Source organism: Geminicoccus sp., assembly GCF_035556675.1.
In the GTDB taxonomy this organism is placed as follows: Bacteria; Pseudomonadota; Alphaproteobacteria; order Geminicoccales; family Geminicoccaceae; genus Geminicoccus.
In genome coordinates, this window is the sequence record NZ_DATMFZ010000067.1 from 61,779 (window position 1) to 80,992 (window position 19,214).

Here is a 19,214-nt window from a genome sequence, read left to right on the forward strand (position 1 = left end):
GCTCACACCGGCGCGTCGAAATCCAGCTCCGGCCCACGCGGGACGATCCCGGTCGGGTTGATGGTCCGGTGGCTCTCGTAATAGTGGCGCTTGGCGTGGGTCAGGTTGGTGGTCCGGCGGATCTCCGCCATCTGGTAGAGCCGCCGTGTGTAGGCCCAGAGCCGCGGATACTCGACCAACCGGCGGATGTTGCACTTGAAGTGCCCGACATAGATCGTGTCGAAGCGGAACAGGGTCGGGAACAGGCGGATGTCCGCCTCGGTCAGGCGCTCGCCGCACAAGTAGGGCCGGTCCGCCAGCCGCTCCTCCAGCCAGTCCAGCGTCTCGAACAGCGGCCCCACCGCCTCGTCATAGGCGCGCTGCGAGGTGGCGAAGCCCGCCCGGTACACGCCGTTGTTGACGTTCGGGTAGATCCGCTCGTTCAGCCGGTCGATCTCCGCCTCCAGCTCCGCCGGCAGGTAGTCGCCGGGCTTCGCACCCACGCCGTCGAAGGCGCGGTTGAACATGCGGATGATCTCGGATGATTCGTTGCTGACGATCGTGTTGCGCTGCCTGTCCCACAGGACCGGCACGGTGACCCGGCCGGTGAAGTGCGGGTCGGCCCGGGTATAGAGCTCGTGCAGGTAGCGGGCGTTCTGGAGCGGGTCCGGCACCACCCCTTCGCCCGGCTCGAACGTCCAGCCGTTCTCGCCCATCCGCCAGTGGGTCACCGACAGGCCGATCAGCTCGTCCAGCCCCTTGAGCGAGCGCAGGATCAGGGTGCGGTGCGCCCAGGGGCAGGCATAGGAGACATAGAGATGGTAGCGGCCGGGCTTTGCCTGGAAGCCGCCCTCGCCGCTGGGCCCGGGCGAGCCGTCGGCGGTCACCCAGTTGCGGAACGAGGCGTTCTCGCGCCGGAACTCGCCGCCGGTGCTGGCGGTGTCATACCACTGGTCCTTCCAGAACCCGTCGACCAGCTGACCCATCTTCTCCTGCCTTCCTGGCGGCTACGGTTCGAGTGCCGCGCGGTAGTTCTGGTGGATACGGCTGCGGACCTCCTCCGGTTCCTGGAGCACCGCGCGCGCCAGGGCCCTGAGGTCGCGCCGCGCGGCGTAGAGCTGGTCGACCAGCGAGAGGACGACCGGCAGGCTGTCCTCCTCGACCGCCAGCTCGTCGCAGAGCTGGCAGACCAGCCGGATGCGGGCGACGTCGAGCTCGTCGAAGGTCGGGCCCGAGAGGTCGCGGTTCGGCACGACCCAGCCGCGCTCGACCCACAGCCTGAGGCGGACGATTCCGACCTCCCGGACCTCGGCCAGCACCTCCTCTTCGGTGAGCCGCATCATGACCTCCCAAGATCGCTGCGCGGATCATAGCGATGCGTGGCCCGCCACTTCTCCATGAAGGCGGCCAGCTCGTCGTCGACCGGCTTGGGCAGCACCACCTTGAGGACGATCCGCTGGTCGCCGGTGACACCGCCCGCCGCCATGCCCTTGCCGCGCAGGCGCAGCACGTCGCCGGTGCTGGCCCCCTTCGGCACGGTCACGTTGACCCGCCCGGTGACGGTCGGCACCTCCACCTTGCCACCCAGCACCGCCTCGTCGAGCGTGATCGGCAGCTCCATGACGATGTCGTTGCCCTCCAGCCGGAAGATGGGGTGAGGGCGCACGCTCACCTCGATCAGCGCGTCGCCGGGCGGGCCGCCGCCGATCCCGGGCTCGCCCTTGCCGGCCAGGCGCAGGATGCCGCCGTCACGCATGCCGGGCGGGATGGTGACGTCGAGCGATTGGCCGCCCGGCAGGGTGATGCGCTGCCGGCCACCGTTCACCGCGTCCAGAAAGGCGATGTCCAGTCGGTAATGGGCGTCGCGTCCGCGCGCCCGGAAGCCGGCGCCGGCGCGGCCGCCCTGGCCGAACAGATCGGCAAAGACGCTGCCCAGGTCGTCCATGTCCTCGAAGCCGCCATGGCCGCCATAGCGCCCGCCGGGATCGGCTTCGGCATAGTGACGGTAGCTGCGCTGCTGCGGCCGCTCCATGCCGCTGGCATCGATCTCGCCCCGGTCGAAGCGCGCGCGCTTGTCCGGATCGCTCAGCAGATCATAGGCACTCGAGACCTCCTTGAACCGCTCCTCCGCCTGCCGGTTGCCGGGATTGAGGTCGGGATGCAGCTCCTTGGCAAGCTTGCGATAGGCCTTGCGGATGTCGTCCTGGCTGGCGTCCTTCGCCACGCCCAGTGCCTGGTATGGGTTCATCGGCTGAGACCGCGCCTCCTCGATGCTGATCGTGCCACGCTGCCTTCAGTTCGAGTGGCGTTTTGTAGGCAGTCTTGCAAGTCCGTGATCATGCCGGGGGCACCTGCATCCGGGCTTGGAACCGGCTTCGTTGCGACTGGTTCAGATGCCGCACCTGCACGAGATGGTCGTGACGGGGCCGGCGCATGTGCGGCGCCTGTCAGGAGCCGGAGTCTGCGGCACGGCGGGACCGACGCAGACGGGGCATCGCGCGCGACGAACATTCTTCAGGAGAACGGCATTGAGCAAGGGCGCCAGGATCAAGGAAGGTCTGCCGTTTCCCAAAGGCGCCACCTGGGATGGCAAGGGCGTCAACTTCGCGCTCTTCTCCGCCCATGCGAGCAAGGTGGAGCTCTGCCTGTTCGATGCCGCCGGCAAGGAGACCGAGCGGTTCGAGCTTCCGGAATATACCGACCAGATCTTCCACGGCTATCTGCCGGACGTGCGCCCGGGCGACCTCTACGGCTACCGGGTGCACGGGCCGTACGAGCCGGAGGCGGGCCACCGGTTCAATCCGAACAAGCTACTCCTCGACCCTTATGCGCGGGGCTATTCCGGCGAGCTCAAGTGGGACCCGGCCTGCTTCGGCTACCAGATGGAGACCGGCGACGACCTGACCTTCGACGAGCGCGACAGCGCACCCTTCGTGCCCAAATGCGTGGTGGTCGACCCGAACTTCGACTGGAAGGGCGAGCCGCAGCGGCAATACGTGCCCTGGGACCGCACGGTCATCTACGAGACCCACGTCAAGGGCTTCACCAAGCTCCATCCCGACGTGCCGCGGAAATTGCGCGGCACCTATGCCGGGTTCGGCACACGCAAGGTGCTGGACTACCTGAAGTCGCTGGGCGTCACCTCGATCGAGCTCCTGCCGATCCACGTGTTCCTGGATGACAGCTACCTGATCGACAAGGGGCTCAGGAACTACTGGGGCTACAACTCGATCGGCTTCTTCGCGCCGGACCCGCGCTATGCGTGGGAGGACGAGCAGACGCTGCGCGAGGTCAAGGAAATGGTGGCCCGCTGCCACGAGGCAGGCCTCGAGGTCATCCTGGACGTGGTCTACAACCACACCGCCGAGGGCAACGAGAAGGGCCCGACCCTGTCGTTCAAGGGCATCGACAACGCCAGCTACTACCGGCTGCTGCCCGACCAGAAGCGCTACTACATCAACGACACCGGCACCGGGAACACCGTCAACCTGAGCCATCCGCGCGTCTTGCAGATGGTTACCGATTCCCTGCGCTACTGGGTGCAGGAGATCCATGTCGACGGGTTCCGCTTCGATCTCGGCACCATCCTCGCGCGCGAGCCCAACGGGTTCGACAACCAGAGCGGCTTTCTCAAGGCCTGCAGCCAGGATCCGCTGCTCTCCACCGTGAAGCTGATCGCGGAGCCCTGGGACTGCGGGCCGGGCGGCTATCAGGTCGGCGGCTTCCCGCCGGGCTGGGCGGAGTGGAACGACCAGTTCCGCGACACGGTGCGCGACTTCTGGCGGGGCGAGGCGGCCGCGACCGAGCTGGCGCCGCGCTTGTGCGCGTCCCGCGACATGTTCGACCATCAGGGGCGGCGTCCCTGGGCCAGCGTGAACTTCATCACCGCCCATGACGGCTTCACCCTGAACGACATGGTCTCCTACAACGACAAGCACAACGAGGCGAACGGCGAGGACAACAACGACGGCCACTCGCACAACCGTTCCTGGAACTGCGGCGAGGAGGGGCCGACCGAGGACCCCGACATCAACGCGCTGCGCGAGCGGCAGATGCGCAACTTCCTGGCCACGCTGCTGCTTTCCCAGGGCACGCCCATGCTGCTGGCCGGCGACGAGTTCGCCCGGACCCAGCAGGGCAACAACAATGCCTACTGCCAGGACAACGAGATCAGCTGGGTCGACTGGAACATCGACGATCGCGGCAAGAAGCTGATCAAGTTCGTCCAGAGGCTGACCAGGCTGCGCCGCGACTACCCGATCCTGCGCCGCAACCGCTTCCTGACCGGGCACTATGACGAGGAGCTGGACGTCAGGGACGTCACCTGGATCAACGCCAATGGCTCGGAGATGCAGGCCGAGGACTGGGAGAATGGCAACACCAGGTGCTTCGGCATGATGGTGGACGGAAGGGCGCGCGCGACCGGCCTGAAGAAGCGCGGCGAGGACGCCTCCCTGCTGATCGTGTTCAACGGCTATCACGACCTGGTGGAGTTCACCCTGCCGGCCTGTGCTGGCGGCGACAGCTGGGAGCTGCTGGTCGACACCAACCTGGACGAGCTTCCCGAGGAGCGCACCTACACCACGGGCGATGTCTACGGGGTGACCGGGCGTTCGCTGCTCCTGTTCGCCTTCCAGTTGGATCAGGCCTGAGCATGACCCGAACGGAACCTAGCCGGCAGCGCATCCACCGGATGCCGCACGGCGCCGAGCTGCAGGATGATGGGCGGGTGCGGTTCCGCCTGTGGGCTCCGGCGCACCAGCGGATCGAGCTGGTCCTGGACGAGGGGGCGCCGGTGCCGATGGCGGCCGGAGCGGACGGCTGGCACGAGCTGGTGACTGCGGCGGGTGCTGGCACGAGCTACCGCTTCGTGCTGCCGGACGGGCTGCACGTGCCGGACCCGGCCTCGCGCTACCAGCCGGACGACGTGCATGGGGCCAGCCAGGTGATCGACCCCGGAAGCCACCGCTGGGCCGACGGTGGCTGGCGCGGGCGGCCCTGGCACGAGGCGGTGATCTACGAGCTGCATGTCGGCAGCTTCACCGAGCAGGGCACGTTTCTGGCCGCGATCGATCGCCTGGACCATCTGATCGAGCTGGGGGTGACCGCGATCGAGCTGATGCCGATCGGCGATTTCCCGGGCGGGCGCAACTGGGGCTATGACGGCGCCTATCTCTATGCGCCCGACGCCAGCTATGGCCATCCGGATGACCTCAAGCGCCTGGTCGAGGCGGCCCATGCCAGGGGCCTGATGGTATTGCTGGACGTGGTCTACAACCATTTCGGCCCGGACGGTAACTACCTCTCGACCTATGCGCCGGGCTTCTTCACCGAGCGGCACCACACGCCCTGGGGAGCCGCGATCAACTATGACGGGAAGCACAGCCGGCCGGTGCGCGACTTCGTCGTGCACAACGCGCTCTACTGGCTGGAGGAGTTCCACCTGGACGGACTGCGCCTGGACGCGGTCCATGCGATCATCGACGACAGCGACGAGCACCTGTTGGACGAGTTGGCCAGGCGGGTGGCGGAGAGCTTTCCCGACCGGCACGTCCACCTGATCCTGGAGAACGAGGAGAACGAGGCCAGCCGATTGGGCGACCGGGTCGCGCAGTGGAACGACGACCTCCATCACGTCCTGCACACCGCCGCCACCGGTGAGGGTGACGCCTATTATGCGGAGTATCTGGGGGACACCTCGATGCTCGCCCGGGCGATCGCGGAGGGCTTCGCCTTCCAGGGGGGGATGATGGGTTATCGCGAGCGCGCCCGCGGCGAGCCCAGTGCCCACCTGCCGCCTACCTGCTTCGTGGCCTTCGTGCAGAACCACGACCAGATCGGCAACCGGGCGTTCGGCGACCGGCTGGGCACCGTCGCCAGCCTGCCGGCGCTGAAGGCGGTGACGGCGGTGTGTCACCTCCTGCCGCAGATCCCGATGCTGTTCATGGGCGAGGAATGGGCGACCGGCCGGCCGTTCCCGTTCTTCTGCGACTTCGACGAGGATCTCAGCAAGGCGGTGCGGGAAGGGCGGCTGCGCGAGTTCGCCCGCTTCCCGCAATTCGCCGACGAGGCGATCCGCCGGACCATCCCGGATCCGACCTCGCTCGCGACCTTCGAGTCCGCCAAGCTCGACTGGCCGGCACTGGCCGAGCCGGCCCATGCCGAGATGCTGGCCTGGTATCGCCGGCTGCTGGCGGCCCGCCATGCCACGGTGGTGCCGCTCCTGCCCCGGATCGGGCGGGGCGGCGAAGCCCGGGAAGTGGGCGAGCTGGCCGTGCAGGTGGTCTGGCAGATCGAGGGCGGCGGCCGGCTGGAGCTGGCGGCGAACCTGAAGGACCGGCCGGAGCCGGGCTTCCCTTTCGACGATGCGGCACCCTTCTGGCAGGAGGGTGCTGTTGCGCAGAACGAGTTTGGGCCGTGGGCTGTCCGTTGGACCCACCGGCCGCCGGCCCCATAGGAAAGCCACCGACGCATGACCCTGGGCGCCACCTACCGCCTGCAGTTCCACCCCGAGTTCGGCTTTCGCGACGCAGCGGCGCTCGCCCCCTACCTGGCGAGGCTCGGGGTCAGCCATGTCTATGCCTCGCCCTTCCTCAAGGCGCGCCGGGGTAGCTCCCATGGCTATGACATCATCGACCATAACGAGCTGAACCCGGAACTCGGCACCACCGTCGACTTCGAGGCGATGTGCCGGACGCTGCGGGACAACGGGCTGGGGCTGATCCTCGACTTCGTGCCGAACCACATGGGGGTGGGCGGCTCGCGCAACCCGTTCTGGCTGGACGTGCTCGCCTGGGGTGCGGATTCCGACTATGCTGGCTGGTTCGACATCGACTGGAGCCCGAACCAGGACTACCTGCAGGGCAAGCTGCTGGTGCCTTTCCTGGGCGACCAGTACGGTGTGGAGCTGGACGCGGGCAAGCTCGTCCTGAAGTTCGACGAGGCGGAAGGCAGCTTCGCCGTCTGGGCCTACGACACCCATGCCCTGCCGATCTGCCCGCTGCACTACAACCGGATCCTGGCCCGGGCCCATCCGGACCTGGAGGAGATTGCCGACGCCTTCAGCTTCGCCACCGAATGGCGCCCGCAGGTCGTGCGCCGCGCCGAGCGGCTGAAGCGCGACCTGGCCGAGCTCGTGCGCGACAATGTCGAGCTGCGCGCAGCGGTCCATGCCGCCGTGTCGCGGCTGAACGGACGGCCGGGCGAGCCGGACAGCTGGAACGCGCTGGATGCGCTGATCCAGGACCAGCACTGGCGGGTCGCCCACTACCGGGTGGCCGGCGACGACATCAACTACCGCCGCTTCTTCAACATCAACAGCCTGGCCGGGCTGCGTATGGAGCTGCCCGACCTGTTCGGCCATGCCCACGAGCTGGTGTTCCGCCTCATGCGCGAGGGCGTGCTGGACGGGCTGCGGATCGATCATGTCGATGGGCTGTTCGACCCGCGCCAGTATCTGGAGCGGCTGCGGCGCAAGGCGTTCAAGGGCGAGGAAGGGCGTTCCTTCTACCTCGTGGTCGAGAAGATCCTCTCGCAGCATGAGAGCCTGCGCGAGGACTGGCCGATCGAGGGCACCACCGGCTACGAGTATCTGAACCTGCTCACCGGCGTGCTGGTCGACCCGGCGGGCGAGGAGCCATTCTCCGCCTTCTATACCGGCTTCACCGGGATCGACACGCCGTTCCATGACATCGTCCGGCTCTGCAAGCTGCGGATCATGCAGACCGAGATGGGCAGCGAGTTGAAGGTCCTGGCCCGTGATGCCGCCAGGGTCGCCCGGCAGAACCGGCGCACCGCCGACTTCACCCAGAACATCCTTGAGCAGGCCATCGGCGAGACGATCGCCTGCTTCCCGGTCTACCGCAACTATCTGAGCCTGGACGGCGACTTCTCCGAGGAGGACCAGCGCGACCTCGCCTGGGCACTGGCCCAGGCGCGCCGTCATCGCTCCGATCTGGACGACAGCGTGTTCGACTTCCTGGACGGGCTCCTGTCCGGCCGGCTGGTGGCCGCACCCGGCAGCGGCTTCAGCCGCTATGCGGCAAGGCGCTGTGCGATGAAGTTCCAGCAGCTCAGCGGGCCGGTGATGGCCAAGGGGCTGGAGGACACCGCCTTCTACCGCTTCAACCGCTTCGTGGCGCTGAACGAGGTGGGCGGTCATCCGGACCGGTTCGGCATACCGCCGGCCACCTTCCATCGCGCCAATCAGCAGCGGGCGGAGCGCTGGCCGCAGGCGATGCTGTCGAGCGCCACCCACGACACCAAGCGCGGCGAGGACACTCGTGCGCGGCTGGTCGTCCTGTCCGAGCTGCCCGAGGAGTGGCAGCGGCAGGTCGGCAGCTGGAGCCGGATCCTGCGCGCCAGGCGCGGCGACGTGGAAGGCAAGGCGCCGCCGGACCGCAACGACGAGTACCTGTTCTACCAGCTCCTGGTGGGTGCCTGGCCGATCGAGCTGCTGGAGGGGCCGATCGATACCGAGGCCATGGCCGGCTTCGCCACGCGGCTGAAGGAGGTGATCACAAAGTCTCTGCGGGAGGCGAAGGTCCATTCCACCTGGGGGGACCCGGACGAGCCGTATGAGGCGGCGATGCTGGGCTTTGTCGACGACGCGCTAGACCCCTCGGCTTCGGCCGCCTTCCTCGATGCGTTCCGGCCGTTCGCGCAGAAGGTCGCAGCCCTGGGCGCCAGCAACTCCCTGATCCAGACCGTGCTGAAGCTGACCTCGCCCGGCATGCCCGACATCTACCAGGGCACGGACCTGTGGGACCTCAGCATGGTCGACCCGGACAACCGCCGACCGGTCGACTACGGCCTGCGCGCCCGTCGGCTGGAAGAGGTGACCGCCATGCTGCAGGCGGACCAGGCCGGTACCCTGCCGCTTCTGCTGGAAGACTGGCAGGACGGCAGCTTCAAGCTGGCGGCGATCCATCTGCTCCTGAGCGACCGGCAGCGGCGTCCGGACCTGTACGCGGCCGGCAGCTACCGGGGTCTTCCCGCCACCGGCACGGACGGCGAACGCGTGGTGGCCTTCCTGCGCCGGCACGAGGGGGAGGTATTGCTGGTGGCGGCGGCCCGCTTCCCGGGGCGTGGCCCGGTGCGGCAGGCAGGCGTCAGCGAGCTGGACCTGGCCGACGGCACCAGGCTGCGCTGCCTGCTGACCGGCCGGCAGGTGGAGGTCCAGGGCGGGGAGGCGGACCTGTCGGAGCTGCTCGGACGGCTGCCGGTGGCGGTCCTGGCCGCGTCGCCGGGCTGACTGGTCAGGTCCTGGGCGGTGCGGTCGTGCCGCCCAGCCACAGCTCCGCCTCGAAGCGGACGGAGCGCTGCTCTGCGGCGAGCTCCGTGCCCTGCATCAGCGCCACCAGCAGCTCGGCGGCACCCCGCCCGATCAGCTCGCGCGGTTGGCGCACCGTGGTGAGCGGCGGCTCGCAGAATTCCGCGAACGGGATGCCGTCGAAGCCGACCAGCGACAGGTCGGCCGGGACGGACAGCCCGCCCTGCCGCACCTCCTTCATGAAGCCGATCGCCATCTCGTCGCTGATCGCGAACACTGCGCTGGGCCGCGCGGGGTCGGCGACGAAGGCCTGGCCCGCGCGCCGCCCGGAGCTCACCCGGAAGTCGCCGGGGTAGCGCACCACCGAATCGGCACTGATCCCGGCCTCGGCGAGCGTCGCCATGAAGCCGGCGCAGCGATGCTGCTCGATCGCGTGGTTCGCCGGCCCACCGAGATAGCCGAACCGGCGATGGCCCAGCGCCAGGAGATGGCGCGCCACCGCGGCGGCCGCGGCTTCCTCGTTGATCGCGACCAGCGGCAGGTCGGGGGCCGCGGGCGTGGTGACGCTCACCATCGGCACGCCGGATTCGGCAAGGCTGCGCCCCGACGCCTTGGGCATGCGGCTCAGCATCAGGAGCACGCCGTCCACCTGGCCGGCCGCCACCAGGTTGACCACGCGCTCCTCGCGCTCCGCACTCTGGTAGAGGTTGCCCAGCAGCACGCCATAACCCGCGTCGGACAGCGTCAGGTCGACCGCCATCAGCAGCTCGTTGAAGAAGGCGCTGACCATCGACTCGCCATGACTGGGCGAGGAGAGCACCACCAGCACGTTCATCGAGCGCGCAGCGCGCAGCGTGCGGGCGGCCGGGTTGGGTGTGTAGCCGGTCAGCCGGACCGCCTCCAGGATGCGCGCCCGGGTTTCCGGCAGGACCCGCTCCGGCCGCGCCAGGGCCCGGCTGACCGTGGAGGCCGAGACCCCCACCAGTGCCGCCACGTCCTCGATCTTGGTCACCCGCCGTCTGGCGGCAGGCTGCACGTCGGCAGATTTCACAGCGTCGCCCGCACCCGTGCTGTCGTCGATACTCATGAATTTTTCTTGGACACAGAAAAAGGGCTTGTCAAACGATGATGCAAACGATTGCATGATGGGAACGTCATAACGATCGGGAGGTCGAACCATGCGTATGTTCCGCTTGGCCTGCCTGGCCACTGCAATGCTGGCGGCTGCACCGCTCACGGCCCGGGCCGAGATGCGTGCCGAGGTACTGCACTGGTGGACCTCGGGCGGCGAGAGTGCTGCCGTGAAGGTGTTCGCCGACAAGTTCACCGAGGCCGGCGGCACCTGGGTCGACAGCGCCATCGCCGGCGGCCAGGCCGCGCGCACCGCCGGGATCAACCGGATCGTCGGCGGCAATCCGCCGACTGCCATGCAGTTCAATACCGGCAAGCAGTTCGACGAGCTGGTCGCCAACGGGCTCCTGGCCGACCTGGATGCGGTGGCAGCCGAGGGCAAGTGGCAGGACGTGCTGCCGCCCGCACTGACCGAGGCGATCACCCGTGACGGCAAGGTCTATGCGATCCCGGTGAACATCCACGGGATCAACTGGCTCTGGTACAACAAGAAGCTGTTCGACGAGCATGGGCTGGCTGAGCCCACCAGCTGGGCGGAGGTGGCGGCGGCCGGCGAGAAGCTGAAGGAGGCCGGCCTGATCGGCCTGGCCCAGGGCGGCCAGCCCTGGCAGGAGCGCAGCCTGTTCAACGCCATGCTGGTCGGCGACGCCGGCACCGATCTCTACTACCGGATCTATCGCGACGGCGACCAGGAGGCGGTGCGCAGCGACGGGTTCCGCAAGGTCGCCGACCTGTTCAAGCAGCTCCAGGGCCTGACCGATGCCGGCAGCCCCGGCCGCAACTGGAACGATGCGACGGCCATGGTGCTGACCGGCAAGGCCGGGATGCAGGTGATCGGCGACTGGGCCAAGGGCGAGTTCACCGCGGCCGGCCAGGTCGCCGGCCAGGACTATGGCTGCGCCATCGTCGGCCAGGGAGGGTACCTGATGGGCGGCGACGTGTTCGTCTTCCCGGTGGTGGACGATGCCGCCAGCGCCAACGAGACCCAGGCCACCCTGGCCGAGGTCATGTTCGCGCCCGAGACCCAGATCGCCTTCAACACGATCAAGGGCTCGGTGCCGTCCCGGCTCGACGTCGACGTCTCGGGCATGGATGCCTGCGCCCAGAAAGGGGCGGCAGCATTGAAGGACCCGGCCCGGCAGGTTCCCACCACCGACTTCCTGATCAGCCCCGACCTGTCCGGCGCCCTGGACGACGTGATCACCCAGTTCTGGAACAACCAGGGCATGACCACCGACCAGTTCGTCGAACAGTTCATCGGCGCCATGCAGGCGGCGGGCTGACCACCATGGTGACGGCCCGCAGCCCGGCTGCGGCCTCGGCCCACGCACTGGGAGGCCGGGCGGAGGCTCGGCCCGCCCGGTGGCGCCGCCAACTGGGTGCGAAGCTGGCGCTACTGCCGCTCACGGCGGTGGTGATCGTCGTCTATCTCGGCTGCATGCTGTGGACGGTGCGCCTGTCCTTCTCCAGCTCCAAGCTCCTGCCGGTGCAGGACTGGGCGGGCCTGCAGCAGTACGGGCGGCTGTTCGCCAACGACCGCTTCCTGGTCTCGGCGATCAATATCGGCATCTTCGGCGTGCTGTTCATCGGCGGCTGCCTGGTGTTCGGCTTCCTCCTGGCGGTGTTCATCGACCAGCGGGTGCGGGCCGAAGGGGTGCTGCGCACCGTGTTCCTGTTCCCGCACGCCATGTCGCTCGTGGTCACCGGGCTGGCCTGGCAGTGGTTCCTCAACCCGACGCTGGGCCTGCAGAAGCTGGTGCGTGACCTGGGCTTTGCCGGCTTCACCTTCGACTGGATCGTGAACCAGCAGATGGTGATCTACACGCTGGTGATCGCCGGGATCTGGCAGGCCTCGGGCCTGGTCATGGCGATCCTGCTGGCGGGGCTGCGCGGGGTGGACGAGGACCTGTGGAAGGCCGCCAGGGTCGACGGCATCCCGGCCTGGCGCGTCTATCTTTCGATCGCCCTGCCGCTGATCGGGCCGATGGTGGTCACCGCCACCGTGCTGCTCGCGGTCCAGGTGGTGAAGCTCTACGACCTGGTGGTCGCCATGACCCGGGGCGGGCCGGGCATCGCCTCGGAAGTCCCCGCCAAGTTCGTCATGGACCACCTGTTCGAGCGCAACAATATCGGTCTGGCGACTGCGGCTGCCACCATGATGCTGGTCACGGTGGTGGCGATCCTGGCGCCCTGGATCTACGCCCGCTACGTCCGCGAGACGGGGAGGCGCCCATGACCGCGCCCATGATGGCCGACATGCCGAGCGGCCGGCGGCCCCGCCGGGTCGGCATCGCCCGGATCGGGATCTATGCCTTCCTCCTGACCTCGGCCGCCTTCTTCCTCCTGCCGCTCTGGATCATGGTCACCACCTCGCTCAAGCCCATGGCCGAGGTCTGGGAGGGCAACATCCTGGCGCTGCCGGCAGAGTTCACGGTCGAGCCCTGGATCAGGGCCTGGTCCGAGGCCTGCACTGGGCTGGAATGCAACGGCATCAGCGTGGGCTTCTGGAACTCGGTGCGGATCCTGATCCCGTCTCTGGTCCTGTCGATCCTGGCCGGTGCGGTGAACGGCTATGCCCTGTCGTTCTGGCGGGTGCGGGGGGCCAACCTCCTGTTCGGCATCCTGCTGGCCGGCGCCTTCATCCCCTACCAGGTGTTCCTCTACCCGCTGGTCCGGCTGTTCTCCCAGGCCGGCATCTACAACTCGCTGGCCTGCATCGTGATCGTCCATGTCGTGTTCGGCATGCCGATCATGACGCTCCTGTTCCGCAACTTCTACGCGTCGCTGCCGGTGGAACTGTTCAACGCCGCGCGAATCGACGGCGGCGGGTTCTGGACGATCTTCACCCATGTCCTCCTGCCCATGTCCGCGCCGATCATCGTCGTGGCCACGATCCTGCAGGTCACCGGCATCTGGAACGACTTCATCTTCGGCCTGACCTTCGCCGGCCGGGAGAACCTGCCCATGACCGTCCAGCTCAACAACATCGTCAACTCGACCCAGGGCGAGCGCGCCTACAATGTCGACATGGCGGCGACCATCCTGACCGCCCTGGTGCCGCTCGCCGTCTATTTCCTGTCCGGACGCTGGTTCGTGCGCGGCATCGCCGCCGGTGCGGTGAAGGGGTAGGGCTGATGGCCGAAGTCTCGCTTCGCGACATCTCGGTGGCGTTCCACAGCCTGACCGTGTTCGACCATCTCGACCTCGACATCCAGGAGGGCGAGTTCCTGGTCCTCCTGGGCCCGTCGGGCTGCGGCAAGTCCACCCTGCTCAATGCGATCGCCGGACTGCTCGAGGTGGAGACCGGGCAGATCTGGATCGGCGGGCGCAACGTCACCTGGGAGGAGCCGAAGGACCGGGGCATCGCCATGGTGTTCCAGTCCTATGCGCTCTACCCGCGCATGAGCGTGCGCAACAACCTGTCGTTCGGCCTGCGCATGGCTGGCACGCCCAAGGACGAGATCGCGCGGCGGGTGACCAAGGCTGCCACCATGCTGCAGATCGACCACCTGCTCGACCGCCGGCCCGACCAGCTCTCCGGCGGGCAGCGCCAGCGCGTCGCGATCGGCCGGGCACTCGTGCGCGACGCGGAGGTGTTCCTGTTCGACGAGCCGCTCTCCAACCTGGATGCCCAGCTGCGCAACGAGCTGCGGGTCGAGATCAAGCGGCTGCACCAGCAGCTGGGCTCGACCATGATCTACGTCACCCACGACCAGATCGAGGCGCTGACGCTGGCGGACCGGATCGCGGTGATGAAGGACCTGAAGATCCAGCAGCTCGCCACCCCGCACGAGATCTACCACCGCCCGGCCAACCGGTTCGTCGCCGGCTTCGTCGGCAGCCCGCGCATGAACTTCGTGGACGGCCGGCTGCTGCCGGACGGCCCCGACGGCTGGCGCTTTGCCACGGACAGCCATGTGCTGCGCCTGGACGGCTATGCCTTCGACGGGCAGCCGCAGCCGGGGCAGGAGGTGACGCTCGGCATCCGCCCGGAGCATCTGCAGCCGGCGGATACGGGCGACTGGGACGGGTTCACCGTCGAAATGACTGAGCCCATGGGTGCGGACACGCTGGTGTGGGTCCGCTCTGGCCCGGATCTCCTGGCGGTGCGCACCGGCAGCGACACGCGGGTCACGGCGGGCAGCAGGCTGGCGCTCGGCCTGCCGCAGGACCGGATCTCCCTGTTCGACCGCAAGGACGGTCACCGGCTCTGACCGGCCCCCATCTTTCCTTTCTGGAAGACGCCATGACCATCGCACCCGGACTGCAGCTCTATTCGCTCCGCGAATTTCCGCCGATGGCGGCACGGATCGCCGAGCTGGCCGAACTCGGCTACCGGAAGGTCGAGCCGTACGGCGCCCTGATGGAGGACGTCGCCGGGCTGGCGGACGCGATCACCGCCGCGGGCCTGACCTCGCCCACCGCCCATGTGGGGATCGACCGGTTCCGCGCTGGCCTGGACGGTGTCCTGCGGATCGCGCAGGCGCTGCGGCTGGAAACGGTGGTGATCCCGTTCCTCCAGCCGGGCGATCGGCCGAGCGACACGCCGGGCTGGATGCGGATCGGCGCCGAGGTAGCCGGCTACGCCACCCGGCTGAAGTCGGCGGGCCTGGGCCTGGCCTGGCACAACCATGATTTCGAGATGGCGCAACTTCCCGACGGCAGCCGGCCGATGGAGCATCTGCTCGCCGCCTCCGACGACGTGCTCTGGGAGTGCGACGTGGCCTGGGTGACCCGGGGCGGGGAGGACCCGACCGAATGGATCCGGCGCCATGGCGAGCGGATCGTCGCCGCGCACGTCAAGGACATCGATCCCGATCCGGACAATGGCGAGGACGGCTGGGCCGATGTCGGCCATGGCATGCTGGACTGGGGGCTGATCGTCCCGGCGCTGAAGCAGGCCGGCACGAAGCACTGGATCGCCGAGCACGACAGGCCGAGCGACGGGATGCGCTTTGCCCGGCGCTCGCTCGCCACCATGCGGAGCTGGTGAGCCGATGACGAGGAAGATGGGCGTCGGCATCGTCGGCTGCGGCACGATCGCCGACATCTACTGCCGCAATGCGCCGCGCTTCGCCGACATCGAGATCCGCGCCTGCGCCGATCTCCGCCCGGAGATCGCCCAGGCCCTAGCGAGCAAGTACGGGCTGCGCGTGCTCAGCGTGCCGGAGCTGTTCGGTGCGGACGAGGTCGACATCGTCCTGAACCTGACCATTCCGAACGCTCATGTGGAAGTGTCCGGCGCGGCACTGGAGGCCGGCAGGCATGTCTATAGCGAGAAGCCGCTGGCGACCTCGCTGGCCGGTGCGCGCGAGCTGACGGAACTCGCCCGGCGCAAGGGGCTGCATCTGGCGGTCGCCCCCGACACGATCCTGGGACCGGGCGGCCAGCTGGCCCGGGAGCTGGTCGACGGTGGCGAGGTCGGCACGATCACCGCCGGCACCGCCTTCGTGCTGTCGCGCGGCATGGAGCACTGGCACCCGTCGCCGGGTTTCTATTTCCAGCCAGGTGGCGGCCCAGTGTTCGACATGGGCCCCTATTACGTCACCCAGCTCGTCCAGCTCCTGGGGCCGGTCGAGCGGGTGGCGGCCCTGGCCGGGACCGGAATCGCCGAGCGGGTGGTGACCGCACCGGGGCCGATGCAGGGGCAGACCATCCGCCCGGAGGTCGCGACCACGGTCATGGGGCTGCTCGACTTCGCCAGTGGCGCCAAGGTCATGTTCGGCGCGAGCTGGGACGTGGCGGCGCATGGCCACCGGCCGATCGAGCTCTACGGCACCAGGGCATCGCTCAGGGTGCCCGACCCGAACTTCATGGGCGGGGTCGTGGAGCTCGGCACGCGCGAAGATGGCTGGCGGGAGCTGCCGACGCAGGAGCGGGTGTTCGGCAAGGTCAACTATCCGTTCGACGCGCCGATCCACGCCAATGACCGCGGCCTGGGCGTGGCCGAGTTCGCCCAGGCGGTCCGCCAGGGCCGCACGCCGCGGCTGGCGGGCGGGCTCGGCCTCCATGTCACCGCGGTGATGGAGGGGCTGCTTGCCGCCAGTGAGCAGGGCCGGGTGATTACAATCGAGGATCGCTGCGAGCGGCCGGCGGCGTTGAGTGAAGAGGAGGCAGCCGGGTTGCTCGCCTGAGCGAGCGCGCTCAGCGGGTCAGCCAGCGCAGCGAGCGGGCCAGCGCCAGCGTGCCGTCCCGCTCGAACCAGCGCCCGTGGCTGAAGATCACCCGTTCCGGCGCCAGGTCGATCAGGCGGCGTGCCGCCGGGGCCGCCTGGCTCCGCTTCATGTTGATCACCAGGCGCAGATAGATGGGCGCCTGCCCGTCCGGGGCGGCACTGCCGACCAGATGCGTGCCCAGCCGCATCAGGGCAGGCAGCTTCTCCGCTTCCACGTTCACGACCAGGTCGGTCAGGAGCAAGGTGCGGCTCCTGCGGTGGAACAGCGCTACTTCCGTAAAGCCGCCGCCGCCCGGGACGACCACCTGCTCGATCTCGTCCGCCCATTCCGGCGGCGCCCGCCCGGACAGGTCGTGGTCGATCCGCAGGCCGGATTGCCGGACCTGCCGGCGGTCCCGCAGCCCCGGCGCCGCCCAGGTCACCGTGCCGGGGCATTCCCGCTGCCAGGTCTGGAGATAGGACCAGTGCGCGATGTTCGGCGCCAGGAGGTGCCGGATCCGGCCGACCTCCTCCAGCTGGCGCCGGAGCGGCTGGTGGTAGCGGGTCGGGGAATGGAGGATCAGGTCGCCGTTCGCCAGGCGCAGCACGGTCATCCGGACCGGCATGGGCATGCCCAGCGCCCGGTGCGGGCCGCTGTCGACGATCCAGACCCCGTCCGCCACCGGCTTGAGCTGGTCGAGGGGCGGGTAGGTGACCGGGCTGGCCATGGCGGGTGCGGCGGTCAGCCGGGCGGCAGGATCGAGAGGCCGCGCTCCAGGAAGCCATGGCTGCGCTCGTCGGAGCGACCGTCTTCCTGCTCGCTGGCGGGCAGCATGTCATCGCGGCCCTCCCGCCCGTCCAGGACGGTTCCTCGCTCCGTGCGCCGGTCCGCCGGCCGATCGGGTGCAGGCCTCTGTCGTGGTTCGGGCTGGCGATCATGGTTGCTCATCGTGCTCTCCATGCCGTTCCTCTTCTGAGAACCGCCAGTCCAGTCACGCCGTTCCATGGAACGCTCGGGCGCCGCCTCCCGTTGAGAGGCCTTCTGGCATCGGACACGGCATTGGTTGGTTCATGGATTGCCTGATCATCGGCGGCGGCCCGGCGGGGCTGACCGCCGCGATCTATCTGGCCCGCTTTCGCCGGCGCTGCCTGCTCGTCGATACCGGTGCGAGTCGCGCCGCCTGGATTCCGGTGTCGCACAATCATCCGGGCTTTCCCGACGGGATCCCCGGCACCGAGCTTTTGGCGCGGATGCGCCGGCAGGCGCAGCGCTACGGGGCGGAACTGGTCGTCGGGCGGATCGAGCGGCTGGACGCGAAGCCCGGCGGCGGCTTCGTGGCATGGCTGGACGACGGCAGCCGGCACGAGGCGGCGACGGTGCTGCTGGCGACCGGCACGGACGACATCCCGCCGCCACTCGATCTCTCCCACCTGGATCAGGCGGTGGCGCAGGGCCTCTTGCGCTACTGCCCGATCTGCGACGCGTTCGAGATCACCGGCCGACGCATCGCCCTTGCCGGATCCGGCAAGTGCCGGATCCGCGAAGCGCTGCTCCTGCGCAGCTACACGGCCGACCTCAGCCTGCTCACGCTCCAGGAGCCCTGGGACCTGCCCGAGGACGAGCGCCGCACGCTGGAGGATGCCGGCATCGACATCATCGAGGCCCCCGCCGCCGAACTGGTGCTGGATGGCGACTGCTTCGTCGTGCGGACGACGGGCGGCGGGACGCACCGGTTCGATTCGCTCTACGTGGCGCTCGGCCTGCGTGCGCGTTCGGAACTGGCGGTGGCCCTGGGCGCGGCACACGATGCGGATGGCGCGCTCCTGGTCGACGCGCACCAGCAGACCAGCGTGCCCGGCCTCTATGCGGCGGGCGACGTGGTCCAGGGGCTGGCGCAGATCAGCGTGGCGACCGGCCAGGCCGCGATCGCGGCCACGGCGATCCAGAACAGCCTGCCGCTGCGGCCGGCGAACGACGGCAGCTAGCGTCTCCGGCAGAACTGGTCGGCCTGCGGCAGGTCGAGCGACCGCCGGGCGCCGGCACCCGTCACCCCAGCCATGGAAGCGGACTTGAGCGGCACAACCGAAGCGCGCAGCCTGGGCGACGTCCTGGACGCGCTGGCCGAGAAGGGCCAGGCGCAGGACTAGGTATCCGTCGACGAGATGAAGGAGGCGGTCGGCCAGCGCAGCTACGGGCCGTTCCTGCTGGTCCCGGCGTTGCTGGAGATGTCGCCGATCGGCGGCATCCCGGGCCTGCCCACGGTGATCGCCCTGCTGATCGTGATCGTCGCCGTCCAGATGCTGCTCGGGCGCGACCATCTGTGGATCCCGGGCTTTCTCGGCCGGCGCAGCGTGCAGGGCGAGCGGCTGGAGAAGGCCACCGACAAGATGCGCAGGCTCGCCGGCTGGGCCGACCGGCTGTTCCACGGGCGGCTGACCTTCATGACCCGCGGCATCTGGGTCCGGATCATCGCCCTGCTCTGCATCCTCCTGTCGCTGACCGTGCCTGGTCTGGAACTGATCCCGTTCGCCAGCACCTTCCCGATGGCGGCGATCGCCCTGTTCGGCATGGCGCTGCTGGTCGGCGACGGGCTGCTGGTCCTGCTGGGGCTGGCGGTGGTGGTCGGCGGCGGGATCTTCGGGCTGACACAGGTGGTGTAGCAGGCGCCCACTGCTGCG

General features: G+C 68.8%; 15 protein-coding genes and 1 pseudogene. 11 read left to right on the forward strand and 5 right to left on the reverse strand.

The annotated features are described in order from the left end of the window. Positions 1 to 2 precede the first annotated feature (2 nt). The 3 genes from VNS22_RS05290 to VNS22_RS05300 are packed head-to-tail and all read right to left on the reverse strand — an operon-like array spanning position 3 to position 2,227. Entirely contained in the window at positions 3 to 965 is a 963-nt protein-coding gene (locus tag VNS22_RS05290; protein WP_325730334.1) for a glutathione S-transferase family protein, read from the reverse strand. Positions 966 to 986: 21 nt separating this feature from the next. Next, complete coding sequence (locus tag VNS22_RS05295) at positions 987 to 1,319, reverse strand: hypothetical protein (RefSeq protein ID WP_325730336.1); 333 nt, start codon at positions 1,317 to 1,319, stop codon at positions 987 to 989. Further along, positions 1,319 to 2,227: a DnaJ C-terminal domain-containing protein gene (locus VNS22_RS05300; RefSeq protein ID WP_325730338.1), complete on the reverse strand. Its 909-nt coding sequence runs from the start codon at positions 2,225 to 2,227 to the stop codon at positions 1,319 to 1,321. Before VNS22_RS05300 ends, VNS22_RS05295 begins: the two co-directional genes overlap by 1 nt. A gap of 163 nt (positions 2,228 to 2,390) precedes the next feature. Here VNS22_RS05300 and glgX point away from each other — a divergent pair, with 163 nt between their 5' ends. From glgX to treY, 3 genes are read left to right on the forward strand one after another with little or no spacing between them, the layout of a single operon-like run. Then, entirely contained in the window at positions 2,391 to 4,631 is a 2,241-nt protein-coding gene (gene glgX / locus VNS22_RS05305; protein WP_414653319.1) for a glycogen debranching protein GlgX, read from the forward strand. 2 nt (positions 4,632 to 4,633) lie between these two features. Next, positions 4,634 to 6,436: a malto-oligosyltrehalose trehalohydrolase gene (gene treZ / locus VNS22_RS05310; protein ID WP_325730341.1), complete on the forward strand. Its 1,803-nt coding sequence runs from the start codon at positions 4,634 to 4,636 to the stop codon at positions 6,434 to 6,436. Between the two features lie 15 nt (positions 6,437 to 6,451). Beyond that, positions 6,452 to 9,232 (forward strand): malto-oligosyltrehalose synthase, encoded by a 2,781-nt coding sequence (gene treY, locus VNS22_RS05315; RefSeq protein WP_325730343.1) that lies wholly within the window; start codon positions 6,452 to 6,454, stop codon positions 9,230 to 9,232. A 4-nt stretch (positions 9,233 to 9,236) separates the two neighbouring features. Here the strand turns inward: treY and VNS22_RS05320 are convergent, their stop codons facing one another. Continuing rightward, positions 9,237 to 10,337 (reverse strand): LacI family DNA-binding transcriptional regulator, encoded by a 1,101-nt coding sequence (locus VNS22_RS05320; RefSeq protein WP_325730344.1) that lies wholly within the window; start codon positions 10,335 to 10,337, stop codon positions 9,237 to 9,239. 91 nt (positions 10,338 to 10,428) lie between these two features. Between VNS22_RS05320 and VNS22_RS05325 the strand changes: the two genes are divergently transcribed. The 6 genes from VNS22_RS05325 to VNS22_RS05350 are packed head-to-tail and all read left to right on the forward strand — an operon-like array spanning position 10,429 to position 16,515. After that, the gene (locus VNS22_RS05325) at positions 10,429 to 11,664 is read left to right on the forward strand and encodes an ABC transporter substrate-binding protein (protein WP_325730345.1); all 1,236 of its coding nucleotides are present in this window, start codon (positions 10,429 to 10,431) and stop codon (positions 11,662 to 11,664) included. Positions 11,665 to 11,669: 5 nt separating this feature from the next. Continuing rightward, positions 11,670 to 12,617, forward strand: a complete 948-nt coding sequence (locus tag VNS22_RS05330) for a sugar ABC transporter permease (RefSeq protein ID WP_325730346.1) — start codon at positions 11,670 to 11,672, stop codon at positions 12,615 to 12,617. Positions 12,618 to 12,625: 8 nt separating this feature from the next. Beyond that, positions 12,626 to 13,510: a carbohydrate ABC transporter permease gene (locus VNS22_RS05335; RefSeq protein ID WP_414653320.1), complete on the forward strand. Its 885-nt coding sequence runs from the start codon at positions 12,626 to 12,628 to the stop codon at positions 13,508 to 13,510. A 5-nt stretch (positions 13,511 to 13,515) separates the two neighbouring features. Continuing rightward, positions 13,516 to 14,595: an ABC transporter ATP-binding protein gene (locus VNS22_RS05340; protein WP_325730350.1), complete on the forward strand. Its 1,080-nt coding sequence runs from the start codon at positions 13,516 to 13,518 to the stop codon at positions 14,593 to 14,595. A 32-nt stretch (positions 14,596 to 14,627) separates the two neighbouring features. Beyond that, positions 14,628 to 15,374 carry a sugar phosphate isomerase/epimerase gene (locus tag VNS22_RS05345; RefSeq protein WP_325730351.1) on the forward strand — a complete coding sequence of 249 codons (747 nt, stop codon included), beginning with the start codon at positions 14,628 to 14,630 and terminating at the stop codon, positions 15,372 to 15,374. Between the two features lie 4 nt (positions 15,375 to 15,378). Further along, positions 15,379 to 16,515 (forward strand): Gfo/Idh/MocA family oxidoreductase, encoded by a 1,137-nt coding sequence (locus tag VNS22_RS05350; protein ID WP_325730353.1) that lies wholly within the window; start codon positions 15,379 to 15,381, stop codon positions 16,513 to 16,515. 10 nt (positions 16,516 to 16,525) lie between these two features. On the opposite strand, the gene VNS22_RS05355 is transcribed toward VNS22_RS05350, so the two are convergent. Then, on the reverse strand, positions 16,526 to 17,263 hold the full coding sequence (locus tag VNS22_RS05355; protein WP_325730355.1) for a DUF4336 domain-containing protein: 738 nt from the start codon (positions 17,261 to 17,263) through the stop codon (positions 16,526 to 16,528). Between the two features lie 343 nt (positions 17,264 to 17,606). Between VNS22_RS05355 and VNS22_RS05360 the strand changes: the two genes are divergently transcribed. Beyond that, positions 17,607 to 18,521, forward strand: a complete 915-nt coding sequence (locus VNS22_RS05360) for an NAD(P)/FAD-dependent oxidoreductase (protein WP_325730357.1) — start codon at positions 17,607 to 17,609, stop codon at positions 18,519 to 18,521. Positions 18,522 to 18,695: 174 nt separating this feature from the next. Further along, positions 18,696 to 19,196, forward strand: a pseudogene (locus VNS22_RS05365) (exopolysaccharide biosynthesis protein); the annotation flags it as partial. Positions 19,197 to 19,214 lie beyond the last annotated feature (18 nt).